The organism is Streptomyces sp. NPDC031466, assembly GCF_055581265.1.
Window position 1 is genome coordinate 420,707 of the sequence record NZ_JBVIJT010000007.1, and the last position, 15,673, is coordinate 436,379.

The 15,673-nt window shown below is 73.0% G+C and carries 11 protein-coding genes; 10 read left to right on the top strand and 1 reads right to left on the bottom strand.

What is annotated here, in order from left to right; all coding sequences use genetic code 11:
- Position 1 precedes the first annotated feature (1 nt).
- The 8 genes from ACZ5GP_RS19810 (at position 2) to obgE (ending at position 11,262) form a co-directional block, all read left to right on the top strand.
- Positions 2-547 (top strand): GNAT family N-acetyltransferase, encoded by a 546-nt coding sequence (locus ACZ5GP_RS19810; protein ID WP_468752071.1) that lies wholly within the window; start codon positions 2-4, stop codon positions 545-547.
- A 6-nt stretch (positions 548-553) separates the two neighbouring features.
- Positions 554-1,861, top strand: a complete 1,308-nt coding sequence (locus ACZ5GP_RS19815; RefSeq protein WP_468752072.1) for a hypothetical protein — start codon at positions 554-556, stop codon at positions 1,859-1,861.
- Positions 1,862-1,992: 131 nt separating this feature from the next.
- Positions 1,993-2,793, top strand: coding sequence for a TIGR03936 family radical SAM-associated protein (locus tag ACZ5GP_RS19820; protein ID WP_468752073.1), 801 nt, complete (start codon positions 1,993-1,995; stop codon positions 2,791-2,793).
- A 236-nt stretch (positions 2,794-3,029) separates the two neighbouring features.
- Complete coding sequence (locus tag ACZ5GP_RS19825; protein WP_468752074.1) at positions 3,030-7,349, top strand: Rne/Rng family ribonuclease; 4,320 nt, start codon at positions 3,030-3,032, stop codon at positions 7,347-7,349.
- A gap of 223 nt (positions 7,350-7,572) precedes the next feature.
- Entirely contained in the window at positions 7,573-8,925 is a 1,353-nt protein-coding gene (locus ACZ5GP_RS19830; protein WP_468752075.1) for a phospholipase D-like domain-containing protein, read from the top strand.
- A gap of 196 nt (positions 8,926-9,121) precedes the next feature.
- Positions 9,122-9,442: a 50S ribosomal protein L21 gene (gene rplU / locus ACZ5GP_RS19835; RefSeq protein ID WP_055566950.1), complete on the top strand. Its 321-nt coding sequence runs from the start codon at positions 9,122-9,124 to the stop codon at positions 9,440-9,442.
- A gap of 14 nt (positions 9,443-9,456) precedes the next feature.
- Positions 9,457-9,711 carry a 50S ribosomal protein L27 gene (gene rpmA, locus ACZ5GP_RS19840; protein WP_010986870.1) on the top strand — a complete coding sequence of 85 codons (255 nt, stop codon included), beginning with the start codon at positions 9,457-9,459 and terminating at the stop codon, positions 9,709-9,711.
- A gap of 111 nt (positions 9,712-9,822) precedes the next feature.
- Positions 9,823-11,262, top strand: coding sequence for a GTPase ObgE (gene obgE / locus ACZ5GP_RS19845; protein WP_468752076.1), 1,440 nt, complete (start codon positions 9,823-9,825; stop codon positions 11,260-11,262).
- 95 nt (positions 11,263-11,357) lie between these two features.
- Here obgE and ACZ5GP_RS19850 read toward each other — a convergent pair whose 3' ends face one another.
- Positions 11,358-13,448: a hypothetical protein gene (locus ACZ5GP_RS19850; RefSeq protein WP_468752077.1), complete on the bottom strand. Its 2,091-nt coding sequence runs from the start codon at positions 13,446-13,448 to the stop codon at positions 11,358-11,360.
- 312 nt (positions 13,449-13,760) lie between these two features.
- On the opposite strand from ACZ5GP_RS19850, the gene proB reads away from it, so the two are divergent.
- Together proB and ACZ5GP_RS19860 are read left to right on the top strand one after the other, a co-directional pair.
- Entirely contained in the window at positions 13,761-14,888 is a 1,128-nt protein-coding gene (gene proB / locus ACZ5GP_RS19855; protein WP_468752078.1) for a glutamate 5-kinase, read from the top strand.
- 215 nt (positions 14,889-15,103) lie between these two features.
- Positions 15,104-15,592: a hypothetical protein gene (locus ACZ5GP_RS19860; protein ID WP_468752079.1), complete on the top strand. Its 489-nt coding sequence runs from the start codon at positions 15,104-15,106 to the stop codon at positions 15,590-15,592.
- Positions 15,593-15,673 lie beyond the last annotated feature (81 nt).

Sequence of the window (15,673 nt, forward strand, 5' to 3'; positions counted from 1 at the left end):
CGTGCCGCGACTCGCCCCGCCCACCGCCCTGGTGCACCACTCCTACATCGCCGCGATGCGGGAGTTCCGGGCCGAGGGGCGGGGCGGGCCGGACGACGACACCACGCTCGGCCACACCCTGCGCGACTACGGCGACCAGTGGCACGACCCCGCCGTCTTCGCGCGGTACCTCGCCGAGGTCGACGCCGCCGCCCACCCCGCCGCGCCGCACTCCGTCCCCGTCACCACCCTCTGGTACGTGGACGGCGCCGACTACTTCGGCCGCCTCGCCATCCGGCACACCATCGCCACCCGCTTCCTGCGCGAGTACGGCGGCCACATCGGCTACGACGTCCGCCCCACCGCCCGCCGCCGCGGCCACGCCACCGGCATGCTGCGCGCCTGTCTGCCGTACGCGGCCGAACTGGGCCTGGAATCCGTGCTGGTGACCTGCGACACCGACAACACCGGCTCCCGCAAGGTCATCGAGGCCTCGGGCGGCGTCTTCGAGGACGAGCGGGGCGGAAAACTGCGCTACTGGATCCGAACCGGACTCCCGCGCGTCTAGGACGATATGGACCTGGAAAAACGACCTCCCCACGCGGCTGCCGGACAGCCCCCGCCGGGGCAGGCCGACCCCCGGCCGCCCCAGGCCGAGGGGTGTCTCGCCGTCGCGATCCGGCTGCCGGTGCGGATCGTGGTGCTGGTGCTCGTCGTTCCGGTGCGCCTGGTCTGGGACGCGCTCGCCGTCTGCGGCCGCTTCGTGTACCTCCGTGGCCTGCGACCGGTCGGACGCGGCATCGCCGCCGTGCTGACCTGGCTGCTCAAGGCGGTCTTCGTCTGGCCCTGGGTGGGTCTGTGGCGGTACGTGGTCGTGCCGGTCGGCACCGCCCTCGCCTGGCTGGGGCGGATGCTGGTCGTGGCGCCCGCCGCATGGCTCTACCGGGCCGTCCTGACCCCGGTCGGCCACGGCATCGCCCGGTTGGCGCGGGGCATCGGCGCGGGCTGCGCCTGGCTGTGGCGCCACCTCGTCGCGATCCCGGCCGCGTGGTTCTACGCGCGCGTGCTGACGCCGATCGGCCACGGCATCGTCTGGCTGGCCCGGGCCGTCGGCAGCGGCGCGGCGCTCGCCGGGCGCGGCATCGGCGCCGTCCTGGTGTGGCTGTTCAAGGCGGTCTTCGTGTGGCCGTGGGTGGCCTTGTGGCGGTACGTGGTCGTGCCGGTCGGCATCGCCCTGGCCTGGCTGGGGCGGGTGCTGGTCGTGGTGCCCGCCGCATGGCTGTATCGCACCGTCCTGACCCCGGTCGGCCACGGCCTCGCTTGGCTGGCCCTGGGGATCGGCCGCGGTGTCGCGTGGCTGGTCGGCGGCGTCTGGACCGTCGTGGCGACCCTCTTCCGCTGGATCTTCGTCGTCCCCGTCGTCGCCGTGTGGCGCTGGGTGCTCGCGCCCGTCGGCCGGGCCGTCGCCGTCGTCGCGCGGGAGATCGGCGACGCGCTCGGCCACGCCTGGCGCGTCGCCGGGCACATCTCCCTCGTCGTCGGCCGCTTCCTCGCCAAACTCCTTCGGTGGGTCTTCGTCGAGCCGGTGCGGTGGGTGTACCGCGCCCTCCTCACACCCGTCGGACACCTGGTCCGCGACGCCGTGTGGCGCCCCGCCGCCAGGGCCGCCAGGGAGGTCCGGCGTGCCACGCGCCAGGCCCTCGCCGCCGCGCGGCACAGTGTGCGCCAGGCACGGGCCGATGTGCGGCGCGCGCTGTTCGGGGTACCGAAGCAGGCGGTGCCGGTGGCGGTACCGGCTCCCCGGCGGACCACCGACGCGCCGGACCCGCGTAATCTGGAGAAGAATTCTGGGAAAGCAGTTTCCCCGCCTGCGCGGGGGTGATGTCGAACGGCCGATGCCGGGTAGGCGTCATCCAGGACTGCTCCCCGCCGACGCGGGGTTTCCCGGACCGCACACAAGGAGAAGTTCCACTGGGCAAGCGACAGCCCGAAGGCCCGCCGCCCGCACCCGCGGTGCAGCGCATCCGACTGCGTTACACCAAGCGCGGCCGCCTCCGGTTCACCAGTCACCGTGACTTCCAGCGCGCCTTCGAGCGTGCGCTGCGCCGCGCCGAGGTGCCCATGGCGTACTCGGCTGGGTTCACCCCGCACCCCAAGGTGTCGTACGCCAATGCCGCGCCCACCGGCACGGGCAGTGAGGCCGAGTACCTGGAGATCGCGCTCACCGCACCGCGCGACCCGGACCAGCTGCGCGAGCTGCTCGACGAGTCGCTGCCGGACGGTCTGGACATCATCGACGCCGTCGAGTCCCGCACCTCGGGCCTCGCCGACCGGCTCACCGCCTCCGTCTGGGAGCTGCGCCTGGAAGGCGTGGAACCCGAGCGGGCACAGCGCGCGGCCGAGCTGTTCCGCGCCGCGGAGTCGGTCGAGGTGCAGCGCCGCACGAAGAACGGCATGCGCACCTTCGACGCCCGCGAGGCCGTCGTGAGCCTTGAGGCGATCACCGACGGCGAGGGGATCGCCCGCGACACCGATAGGCCGAGCGACAAGCCCTGTGCGATACTGCGGCTGGTTGTTCGGCACGTGACACCTGCCGTGCGACCTGACGACGTCCTGTCCGGTCTCCGAGCCGTGGCCGACCTGGCGCCGCCGGTCCCCGCAGCGGTGACCAGGCTGGCGCAGGGGCTTTTCGATGAAGAGACCGGCACGGTGACCGACCCGCTCGCGCCCGACCGCGAGGCAGTCACGGCCGCCCCACCCACGGCCGCCGTATCTGCCGCCGCGAAGGCGCCGGCGCCGGAAGGCCCCCGGTAAGGACGTACGTCGAAGCGCCGCCCTCGTACTCGGGAGCCACCTGGGTCGGGCAGCGCACTGACCGAGACTTTCGCCAGGCCGTCCGCAATTGGGCGTACGGAACCGGCGAGACAAGACATAGAGAGCTCCCGTGCGGCGCCCACGCCCCCGGATGGCGGCCCCGCGCATCTAGCGCGAGCCGCGGACATCACCGGACAAGGCGCGGCGCCCGGGAGCGTGACGGGAGAACCGCCCGCATGCTTGAGCCGAACGAACCCACTGAGGGTCCGCAGAACGACAGTCCCAGCGACACCCTGCCGCCGCGCCGTCGGCGCCGCGCGGCCTCGCGCCCCGCGGGCCCGCCGACGGGCGCCGCCCAGTCGGCGGCACCGGCCATAGCGGCCGCCCCCGCCGCCGAAGAGGCCGACGAGAGCGACGAGACCACGCAGCCGACCGCCGCTGCCGAGGAGACCACCCCCGCGCCGCGTGCGCGCCGCCGTGCGACGCGTCGTGCTTCGGCGCCGGCTGGTGCTCCGCAGGGTGAGCCGGCCGGTGTTCCGCAGGCTGCTGAGGTCGCGGAGGCCGTGTCGGTCGCCGAGGACGTTGCCGCGCCTGCCGCCGAGGTCGAGGAAGAGGCGGCCCCGGCGCCGCGTGCCCGTCGTCGTGCGAGCCGTCGCGCGTCGGCGCCCGCTGGTGCTCCGCAGGGTGAGCCCGCTGGTGTCCCGCAGGCCGCCGAGGTCGCGGAGGCCGTCTCGGTCGCCGAGGACGTCACCGCGCCCGCCGCCGAGGTCGAGGAAGAGCAGGCCCCCGCGCCGCGTGCCCGTCGTCGTGCGAGCCGTCGCGCTTCCGCACCGGCTGGTGCTCCGCAGGGTGAGCCGGCCGGTGTTCCGCAGGCTGCTGAGGTCGCGGAGGCCGTGTCGGTCGCCGAGGACGTCGCCGCGCCCGCCGAGGTCGAGGAAGAGGCGGCCCCGGCGCCGCGTGCCCGTCGTCGTGCGAGCCGTCGCGCCTCCGCGCCCGCCGGTGCTCCGCAGACCGCCGCCGCCGAAGAGACGCCCGCCGTCGCCGAGGAAGCGCCCGCCGCCGAGGCCGAGGCCGAGCCGGCCGCCGAGGACGCCGCGCCGCGCCGTGCGCGCCGCCGCGCCACCCGTGGCACCGCCGCGCCCGCCGCCGAGCCGCAGGCCGCCGAGAAGGCCCCCGAGGCGCCCGCCGCCCAGGCCGCCCCGGCCGAGGAAGCCGACGAGGCGGACGACGCCCCCCGCGGCCGTCGCCGCCGCGCCACCCGCAAGACCGCGGCCACCGGATTCTCCGCGCCCGCCGGCCACAAGGCCCGCAAGGCGCAGCTCGCCGACGACGCGGCCGAGGGCGGCCGCAAGCCCGCCCGCCCCGCCGTCGCCGTCTTCCAGGCACCGGTGTTCTCCGCGCCGATGTTCCAGACCCCGGAGAGCGCCGCCGCCGCGGCCGCCGCCGAGGCCGCGGAGGAAGCCGCCGAGAAGCCCGCGGCCCCCACCCGGGCCGCCGCCCCCGCGCCTGTCGCGGAGGAGGAGACGGGCCCGCGCCGTCGCCGCCGCCGTCGCGCCGCCGACGAGCAGCCCGCCGCCGAGGAGCGCGAGCCCGTCGCGGCCGCCGAGGAGCAGCCGGCCGACGAGGCCGAGGACATCGCCGAGCAGGCCGACGCCGCCGACCTCGACGACGACGCGGAGGAGTCCGGCGAACGCCAGGGCCGCCGCCGCCGTCGCGGTGGCCGCCGCCGGCGCCGCGGTGACCTGGCCGACCAGGACGAGCAGCACGACGCCGCCGCCGAGTCCGACGACACCGCCGCCGAGCAGGCGGACCAGGACGCCGAGGACACCGCCGAGCAGGACGCCGAGGACGCCGACGAGGCGGACGACGCGGCTTCGGACGGCGCCGGTTCCGGCTCCAGCAGCAGCCGTCGCCGCCGTCGCCGCCGCCGTCGCGCCGGTGACTCCGCCGAGGGCGAGCCGGGCGACAGCGACCCGGAGCGCACGGTCGTCAAGGTCCGCGAGCCGCGGGAGCGGCGTGCGAAGGACCCCGAGCGCGAGCTGGGCACGGGCGCCGACGAGGTCCAGTCCATCAAGGGCTCGACCCGCCTGGAGGCCAAGAAGCAGCGCCGCCGCGAGGGCCGCGAGCAGGGCCGCCGCCGCGTCCCGATCATCACCGAGGCGGAGTTCCTGGCGCGCCGCGAGGCCGTCGAGCGCGTCATGGTCGTCCGCCAGAACGGCGAGCGCACCCAGATCGGCGTCCTTGAGGACAACGTCCTCGTCGAGCACTACGTCAACAAGGAACAGGCGACCTCGTACGTCGGGAACGTCTACCTCGGCAAGGTGCAGAACGTCCTGCCGTCGATGGAGGCCGCCTTCATCGACATCGGCAAGGGCCGCAACGCCGTGCTCTACGCCGGTGAGGTCAACTTCGAGGCGCTCGGCATGGCCAACGGCCCCCGCCGCATCGAATCGGCCCTCAAGTCCGGCCAGTCGGTCCTCGTGCAGGTCACCAAGGACCCCATCGGCCACAAGGGCGCCCGCCTGACCAGCCAGGTCTCGCTGCCCGGCCGCTACCTGGTCTACGTCCCCGAGGGGTCGATGACCGGCATCAGCCGCAAGCTGCCCGACACCGAGCGCGCGCGCCTGAAGACCATCCTCAAGAAGATCGTCCCCGAGGACGCGGGCGTCATCGTGCGCACCGCCGCCGAGGGCGCGAGCGAGGACGAGCTGCGCCGCGACGTCGAGCGTCTGCAGGGGCAGTGGGAAGAGATCCAGAAGAAGGCGAAGGCGGCCTCCACGAGCGCCCCGGGCCTGCTGTACGGCGAGCCGGACATGACCGTCCGGGTCGTGCGCGACATCTTCAACGAGGACTTCTCCAAGGTCATCGTCTCCGGTGACGAGGCGTGGCAGACCATCCACGGCTACGTCGCGAACGTCGCGCCCGACCTGGCCGACCGCCTCTCGAAGTGGACGTCCGAGGTCGACGTCTTCGCGACGTACCGGATCGACGAGCAGCTCGCCAAGGCCCTGGACCGCAAGGTCTGGCTGCCCAGCGGCGGCTCGCTGGTGATCGACAAGACCGAGGCGATGATCGTCGTCGACGTCAACACCGGCAAGTTCACCGGCCAGGGCGGCAACCTCGAAGAGACCGTGACGAGGAACAACCTGGAGGCGGCCGAGGAGATCGTGCGCCAGCTGCGGCTGCGCGACCTCGGCGGCATCGTCGTCATCGACTTCATCGACATGGTCCTGGAGTCCAACCGCGACCTGGTCCTGCGCCGCCTGCTCGAATGCCTCGGGCGCGACCGTACGAAGCACCAGGTCGCCGAGGTCACCTCGCTCGGCCTGGTCCAGATGACCCGCAAGCGTGTCGGCCAGGGGCTCCTGGAGTCCTTCTCCGAGACCTGCGTGCACTGCAACGGCCGCGGTGTCATCGTGCACATGGAGCAGCCGACCTCCGTCGGTGGCGGCGGCAAGCGCAAGAAGCGCGGCCGGGGCGGCGCGGACCAGCAGGACCACGGTCACGAGCACACCCACGACACGGACGAGGGCCACGAGCTCGACGCCGATGACGTCGTGGACATCGCCGACATCCACGAGACGGAGGCCGAGGTCGCGGCGGAGGCCGCCGCTCCGGTGGCGCTGCCCGAGCCGGAGTTCGTCCCGGACGAGGAGCTGTACAGCAGCCCGGCCGAGGCCGAGGCCGCCGCCTCGCGCGGTGGCCGCTCCCGGCGCAGGGCCACGCGGCGGGCCTCGGCCCCCGCGGGCGCCCCGCGCGCCGAGACCGCCCCGGTGGAGGCTCCGCCCGAGGAGGCCCCGCAGGCCGAGGCCCCCAAGGCCGAGCCGCGCAAGCGCTCGGGCAAGCGGGCCAAGGCCGCCGAGAAGGCCGCGGAGAGGGCCGCCAGGGCCGAGACGGAGGCCGCCGAGGCCGAGGTCCCGGTCGTCGCGTCCGACACCGCGCGCACCGTGGCGCCGGCCGCCGAGGACCCGATGGTGGGCACCCCCGAGGCCGTCGAGGCGGCGCACGAGGCTCCCGCCGCCGCGGAGCCCGCCGAGGACGCCGCGCCGAAGGGACGTACGCGCCGCCGTGCCGTCCGCAAGGCGACGTCGCCCGCCGGTTCGCCGAAGGCCGCGCAGAGCGAGCCCGAGGCCGCCGAGGTCGTCGTGACCCCGGCGCCCAAGGCCGAGCCGGTGGCGGAGCCCGCCGCCGGGCCCGTGGCCGAGGCGCCCGCCGCCGACGCCGCCCCGGCCCGTCCGCGCCGCCGCGCCGTGCGCAAGGCCTCCGCGCCGACCGCGTCCGAGGAGGCGGCCGTCGTGGTCGTCCCGTCGGCGGACAAGGCCGCACCGGCCGCCACCGAGGCCCCGGCCGAGGAGACGGCTCCGGCGAAGAAGACGGCCCGCAAGGCCGCCAAGAAGGCGCCCGCGAAGAAGGCCGCCGCCAAGAAGACGGCGGCCAAGAAGACGGCCGCGAAGAAGACGACGGCCAAGAAGGCGTCGAAGGCGACCGCGAAGAAGGCCACCGCGGCGGAGCAGGCGCCCTCGGGCGTCTCCGCGACCGCCTCCGACGAGGGCTGACCGCTTCGCGCTCCGGTGCCCCCCTGTTCTCCCGCGAGGGCTGAGCAGGGGGGCACCGCCGTGTCCGGAAAACGGTGGCACCACAGCTCGAAAGCGTGAAGGGGCCACCCTCGCCTTTGAGCGCGGAAGCAACACCTGTAAAACTCATGCGGTCTGACGGATGAACAGGGGCGTGGGCGCGTCTATGGGGAGACAGCGCGCTCGGGCCAGGGAGGGATGACAGATGGCGCACGTGCGCCTGCGAGGCACGGGACGGCACCGTGCGGTGAAACCGGTCAAGGGCGGACGCCAGGCCGTGGCGCTGGCCACGGTCCTGTCGGCGGCGGGGATCCAGGCCGCGGGCACGGCGGGGACCGCCTCGGCGGACGGCACGCCGACCTGGACCGAGGGCCCGATCTTCAACGACCCGAAGGGCGACGTCGACCAGCAGCACGCGATCCGCACCCGGCTGATCGAGCTGACGAACGCGGCGGTGCCGGGTTCCACGATCAAGGTCGCGGTCTACCACGTGTGGGAGGCCCCCGTGGTCGACGCGCTCGTGGCCGCCAAGCGGCGTGGCGTGCACGTCCAGATCCTGCTGGACGAGACCAGCAAGACCGACCGGCCGGCGAACGGCGCGTACGCCAGGCTCGTCGCCTCGCTCGGCACGAGCACGGCCAAGTCGTCGTTCGTGCGGCTGTGCCCGACCGGGAAGTCGTGCCTGGGCGACCCGCGGTACGGCAAGTCGATCATGCACAACAAGTTCTGGCTGTTCTCGCAGGTCGAGGGCGCCAGGGACGTCGTCGTGCAGACCACGTCGAACTCCACGCCGTCCGCGCACACGAAGTTCTTCAACGACGCGCTGCTGCTGCCGGACAATCCCGCCATGTACGACGCGTACGCCGAGTACTTCTCGGACATGCTCGGCAGGGACTGGCAGGGCTGGGACTACCGCACGGTCAGCAGCGGCCGCTACAAGGCCTACTTCTTCCCGCGCAACGGCACGGTCAACGAGACCGACACCATGTACTCGGTCATGAACAACATCCGGTGCACCTACAAGGACGCGGCGGGCGTCACGCAGCACACCAAGGTACGCGCCGCCATATTCAAGATCACGCGCGAGCAGATCGCCGACAAGCTGGTCTCCCTGAAGAAGGCCGGCTGCGACGTCAGCCTCCTGTACGCGGAGACCGACAGCGCCAAGAGCCAGGGCGGCACCCCCGGCACCTGGGAGCAGCTGCACGCGTCCGGCGGCCCCTCCGTGCGCTGCTACAACGACGACCGGGATCCGCTGAACCCCGGCACCAAGCTGGTGACGCCCTACATCATCCACTCGAAGTACCTGCTCATCGACGGCATGTACGACGGGCAGCGGAACAAGGTCTCCTTCACCGGCTCGCAGAACTACACGGCGCCCGCGCTGCGCGAGAACGACGAGGCGATCGTCAAGATCGACGACGACTCGGTGCACGACACCTACCGCGCGCAGTTCAACCGCACGCGGACCGTCGCCTGGCCGGGCGCGGCCGACGGCACGGACCTGTGCAAGGGCGTCAAGCCGCTGCCGCCGGACGGTGAGAAGCCGACCACGTGAGCGGGGGAGCGGGCCCGGTTTGACCCCACAGGTGGGGCCCCGTAACCTTGACCGTCGGCGTGTTCCTATGCACGCCCACCCCCTGTAAACCCTTTTCCTCCCGAGCCGCGGGCACTGTCCCGGGACTGGGAGAGGCCGCCTGCTCATCCGGTGGCTGGACTGCGGGGGTTCCGTTCCGAGCGAGAGAGAGATCCGCGTGTACGCCATCGTGCGCAGCGGTGGTCGCCAGCACAAGGTTGCTGTCGACGACATCGTTGAGGTTGACAAGATTTCCACTGCCAAGGTTGGCGACACGGTCGAGCTCTCGACCCTGCTCGTTGTCGACGGCGACGCCGTGACCAGCGACCCGTGGGTCCTTGCCGGCATCAAGGTCCAGGCCGAGGTCGTGGACCACCACAAGGGCGCGAAGATCGACATCCTTCGCTACAAGAACAAGACCGGTTACCGCCGTCGTCAGGGTCACCGTCAGCAGTACACGGCGATCAAGATCACCGGTATCCCCACGGCTGCGAAGTAAGGGACTGAGACAAGATGGCACACAAGAAGGGCGCATCGTCCACTCGGAACGGTCGCGACTCCAATGCTCAGCGGCTCGGCGTGAAGCGCTTCGGCGGTCAGGTCGTCAACGCCGGTGAGATCCTGGTCCGCCAGCGCGGCACCCACTTCCACCCGGGCTCCGGCGTCGGCCGTGGCAAGGACGACACGCTGTTCGCGCTCGACGCCGGTGCGGTGGAGTTCGGTACCCACCGCGGCCGCAAGGTCGTGAACATCGTTCCGGTCGCCTGATCGGTTCCACATCGCGAGGCGGACCTCACTTCCCCGGCGGGGAAGCGGGTCCGCCTTTCGCGTGTTACGTAAGAGACACCCCCCGCACGTTCCTTCTGGAGGCACCCCACCATGACCACCTTCGTGGACCGCGTCGAGCTGCACGTCGCCGCGGGTAGCGGAGGCCACGGCTGTGCCTCCGTCCACCGTGAGAAGTTCAAGCCGCTCGGCGGCCCGGACGGCGGCAACGGCGGCCGTGGCGGTGACGTGATCCTGGTCGTCGACCAGGACGTCACCACGCTGCTCGACTACCACCACAGCCCGCACCGCAAGGCCACCAACGGCCAGCCCGGCGCCGGTGACAACCGCTCCGGCAAGGACGGCCAGGACCTCGTCCTGCCCGTCCCCGACGGCACCGTGGTCATGGACCGCGAGGGCAACGTCCTCGCGGACATGGTCGGCCAGGGCACCACCTTCGTCGCCGGCCAGGGCGGCCGCGGCGGCCTCGGCAACGCGGCCCTCGCCTCCGCCCGGCGCAAGGCCCCCGGCTTCGCGCTGCTCGGTGTGCCCGGCGAGGAGCGCGACCTCGTCCTGGAGCTCAAGACCGTCGCCGACGTCGCCCTGGTGGGCTACCCGAGCGCCGGCAAGTCCTCGCTGATCTCCGTGCTGAGCGCCGCCAAGCCGAAGATCGCCGACTACCCCTTCACGACGCTCGTCCCGAACCTGGGTGTCGTCACGGCGGGCTCGACCGTCTACACCGTCGCCGACGTGCCCGGTCTCATCCCGGGCGCCAGCCAGGGCCGGGGCCTCGGCCTCGAATTCCTGCGGCACGTCGAGCGGTGCAGCGTGCTCGTGCACGTACTCGACACGGCGACCCTGGAGTCCGACCGCGACCCCGTCTCCGACCTCGACGTCATCGAGGAGGAGCTGCGGCTGTACGGCGCGGGCCTGGAGAACCGGCCGCGGATCGTCGTCCTCAACAAGATCGACGTCCCCGACGGCCAGGACCTCGCCGAGATGGTGCGCCCCGACCTGGAGGCGCGCGGCTACCGCGTCTTCGCGGTGTCGGCCGTCGCCCACAAGGGCCTCAAGGAGCTGTCCTTCGGCCTGGCCGAGCTGGTCGCCGCCGCGCGCGCCGCGAAGCCGAAGGAGGAGGCGACCCGCATCGTCATCCGGCCCAAGGCCGTGGACGACAGCGGTTTCACCGTCACCCGCGAGGACGACGGCATCTACCGCGTGCGCGGCGAGAAGCCGGAGCGCTGGATCCGCCAGACCGACTTCAACAACGACGAGGCCGTCGGCTACCTCGCCGACCGTCTCAGCCGCCTCGGCGTCGAGGACCAGCTGATGAAGGCGGGCGCCCGCGCCGGCGACGGCGTCGCCATCGGCCCGGAGGAGAACGCGGTCGTCTTCGACTGGGAGCCGACGATGATGGCCGGCGCCGAGATGCTGGGCCGCCGTGGCGAGGACCACCGCCTCGAGGCGCCCCGCCCGGCCGCGCAGCGCCGCAAGGACCGCGAGGCGGAGCGGGACGACGCGCAGCGCGCCTACGACGACTTCGAGCCGTTCTAGGCGACAGGGCTTCCCCTGGCACACGAGAAGGGCCCCGGAGCGAAAGCTCCGGGGCCCTTCTCGTGTGCGTCAGACCCTTACGCCAGGCGGGACGCTCACGCGGTGAGCGCGTCCTCCGCGCCGTTGGACTCCGTCGGGTCCTGCGCCGTCTCCTCCGCGGCCTCCTCCGCGACGCGCTGGCCGGGGATGTCCGCGTCGATGCGGGAGGCCATGCGGGCGCGGCGGGCGTCGGACTTGGCGCACAGGGCCAGGGCCGCGGCGTTGAAGCGGGTCAGCGACGGCGGGTCCGAGGGGCCCAGGAGGTGCTCCTTCAGCTCGGCGCGGGCCTCGGCGTGGGTGTCCAGCTCCGGGGCGCGCACGGACTTCAGGAGGGCCGCCACGCCGTCCGCCTCGGGGGCGAGGATCGTCGCCGCGGACACCGTGGGGAAGCTCGCGCGGAACTCGGCCTCCGACATGCCGGCCGTGTTGGCGACGGCGTACGGCTTCTCGCTGCTCAGCCAGTCGGAGACGACCGAGGAGACATCGCTGATCAGCAGGTCCGCCTGGTTGAAGCAGGAGAAGATCGCCGGGCGTGCACCCGTGATGATCTGGTGCTCCCACTCGGGGAAGGACGCCCAGAAGGCGGCCTCCCACGCGGCCGTCGCCTCGGCCACCGCGGCCTGCGCGTCGCCGTCCGGAGTGCCCTGGAGCATCATCCGCTCCTGCTCGTCGGCGCTCTTGCGGAACTTCCGGGCGGTCAGCTCGTCCAGGGCGGCCGTGCGGCGCTCCAGCTCGGTGGCGACCTCGGGGCCGGGGCGGGCACCCGAGCGCTTGGTGTTGGCCGCGAGGATCATCGCCTTGATGCGCTCGTTGGCCGCGCCAGCGCGCGGGTCCTGGGAGCCGGTCATCGGGTGCGGCTTGTAGAGCAGGCGCACGCCCGGGTCGGCGAGGAGTTCGCGGACGATGTTCTCACCGGCCAGGACGACCGAGGTGTTGCCGGGGTTGCCGTCCCAGCCCTCCCAGGTGGGGGCGTACAGCACGGTCGTGTACGGGCCCGTGGGCGCGCCGGTGAACGGCAGGATCGGGGAGAGCTGCGGGCGGCCCACCTCCACGACGTCCTTGTCGTCGACGCCGATGTCCGCGAGCTGGTAGCGGTCGCGGGCCGCGGGACCGGCCACCCAGACCTCGTCGTAGGCCTTCGCGTACGGGTTGCAGGACGACAGCTTGTCGCTCTCGCCGTGGTTGATGAAGGCGTGCTTGATCGTCGGGATGCGCAGGACCTGCGAGGTCTTCGCGGCGTTCGCCGGGTGCAGCATCATCTTCAGCGTCGAGGTCTCCAGGGAGAACATCGTCGCGACCTTCGGGAAGCAGATGATCGGGACGTCCGTCGCGTCGATCTTCTGCACCATGAACCGCTCGCGCAGCACGATCAGCGGCTTGCCGTCGAGCTTGGAGAGCGTGGAGAGCCACATGTTCGCCTGGTACGCGGACGTGGTGCCGCCCGAGAAGTACATGGCGACGGTCGGCTTGTACTCGGCCAGCCACTGGTCGAGCCACTCCATGACCCGCTCGTCGTTCTTCGCCCGCTTCTTGGGCAGCAGCCATGTGGCGAGGTACAGCGCCCCGCCGCCGATCAGCGCGATCGAGACGCCGAGACCGATGCCGCCCCAGAGCGCGTCGGTGGTGGCCGCGGTGAGCAGCAGGCCCACGGTCGCGGGCACCGAGAACGTCAGCAGGCGGTGCGCCTGGCGACGGGAGAGGATCCGCGGCGGGGCGGCCGTCAGGTGCAGCGCCGAGGCGTCGATGTTGCGCGTGACGATGGGCAGCGCGCGGGCGCGGCGCACCATCACGGCGACGGCCTGGCAGCCGAAGTGCAGGGCGTAGAAGGCGAGCAGCGCGATCGTCAGCGGCGACTGCTCGGCCAGCGGCTCGATGCCGTCTATGCGCAGCAGACCCACCAGCACCAGCATGTCGCGCAGGAGCTGGCGGACCGTGACGTCGAAACGGATCTTGCCGAGGAGCGACAGGAGGCCCGGCTGCTTGTACTGCAGATAGATGTCGAGCGCGAGGTTCGCGGCGGCCGCGGCGATGAACACCGGGACACAGGGGAGCAGTGCGGTCACGAGCTGGGCCGTGAAGAGCGCGAGCATCGTGAACAGCGCGGAGAGCTGCACGATGCGTCGAGGGACGAGTCCGGCAGAGGGCACGGGCGTGGGCTCCTGGCGGGGATGGTGAGGGAATGGAGGGGGAAGTCGAAGTCGACCACTGACCGTATGACGCGCGGTGGCTCCCTAGCAATCTTGCGTGATATCAATCACCGGATATGGGGGCAAAGGAGACGGAACCCCGGGGGCGTTTTTCCCCTCGCGGCCCCACGGGCGCGCGGCCCCGGCCCGCTCGGCGGACACCCCGGCGCTCTCGCCGGACACCCGGGTCCGCTCCGCGAAACGGGTGCGCGCGCCCTCCGCGTCCTCACGTAGATTGCAGATCCGGGACATCGGGACAATGTGGGGAAGCGCGTGACAGCGGCAAGGCAGTCGGTGGCAGAGGCCCAGCGGGTCGTCGTCAAGGTCGGGTCGTCGTCCCTGACCACCGCCTCGGGAGGGCTGGACGCCGACCGCGTCGACGCCCTCGTCGACGTACTGGCCAAGAGCCGCGCGGGCGGTGAGCGCGAGATCGTCCTGGTCTCCTCCGGCGCCATCGCCGCGGGACTCGCCCCGCTGGGCCTCGGGCGGCGCCCCAAGGACCTGGCCCGCCAGCAGGCGGCCGCCAGCGTCGGACAGGGCCTCCTCGTGGCCCGCTACACCGCCTCCTTCGCCCGCTACGGCGTACGCGTCGGCCAGGTGCTCCTCACCTCCGACGACATGGCCCGCCGCGCCCACCACCGCAACGCGTCCCGCACCCTGGACCAACTGCTCGCCATGGGCGCGCTGCCCGTGGTCAACGAGAACGACACCGTGGCGACCGACGAGATCCGCTTCGGCGACAACGACCGGCTCGCGGCCCTCGTCGCCCACCTCGTCCACGCCGACCTGCTCGTCCTGCTCTCCGACGTCGACGGCCTGTACGACGGCGACCCCGCGAGGCCCGGCACCTCCCGGATCGCCGAGGTCACGGGCCCCGCCGACATAGCGCACGTCCAGATCGGCAGCGCGGGCAAGGCGGGCGTGGGCACCGGCGGCATGGTCACCAAGGTCGAGGCCGCGCGGATCGCCGCCGCCGCCGGCATCCCGGTCGTGCTGACCTCCGCCAGCCAGGCCGGCGACGCGCTCGCCGGCCGGGCCACGGGCACCTACTTCCACCGCACGGGCCGCCGCTCCGCCGACCGGCTCCTGTGGCTCCAGCACGCCTCCGAGCCGCGCGGCGCGCTCACGCTCGACGACGGGGCGGTGCGCGCGGTCGTCGAGGGGCGCAAATCGCTGCTCCCCGCGGGCATCGCGGCGGTCGAGGGCGACTTCTCGGCCGGTGACCCGGTCGAGCTGCGGGACGCCCGGGGGCGGGCCGTCGCGCGCGGCCTGGTGAACTTCGACGCCAAGGAGCTCCCGCGGCTCCTCGGCCGCTCCACGCACGACCTCGCCCGGGACCTCGGACCTGCGTACGAGCGCGAGGTCGTGCACCGGGACGACCTCGTCCTGCTCCACGGATAGCGCCGGGAAAGACCCAGGTCGCGTCCGACCACGCGCCCCACGGAGCGCACCCGCCCCGGCTGAAAACGATCGGGCGCGGCCCCCGCCGGGCGGCCCGCGCGAGGTGAAACTCCCCAAAACCGCCCCGCGGGGCGCCTTGGCCTGCTCAACTCTGTTGAAGACGGTTCCGTACGACCGTTGCGTGGCCGCACCGACACTGCGTAAAGGAGGCCGTCGTGAGACGAGTGCGCCCTGGGGCGGCGTCCCGCGGGTCGGCCGGGCGGGCGCTGACGAGCGTCGCCGCGGGCGAGGCGTACGACGGCGAGGCGGCCGCCGGACCCGAGGGGCAGACGCGCGAGAGCGGCGAGGCCGAGCCGGCGCAACTGCCCCGGCTGTGGCACGTCACCCTGAGCGTCTCCGGCGCCGAGACGCCGCTCGACGAGCTGCGCCGGGGCCTGGAGCAGCTCGCCCACGACCACCCTTTCCTCCTCACGAGCCGCTACGCGCCGGACCACGCCGAGATCCGCTACTGGGAAGAGGCCCGCGATCTGCACGACGCCGCCGCGGTCGCGCTGCGGCTGTGGGGCGAGCACCGGCAGAGCGCGCGGTTGCCGGCCTGGGAGATCGTGGGGCTCGAGGTGATCGACCGGGACACCTATCACCAACGGATCGCCGAGGGGTACGGGCCGATTCCGGCCACTCCGGTGGGCGTGCACCCCTTCTGAGCCGCCACCGGCCCCCGGACCGCCGGTCTCGGTCACTGGAACACCGGGTGGACGCTCCCCGCGCGGGGTTTACCCTGCGGG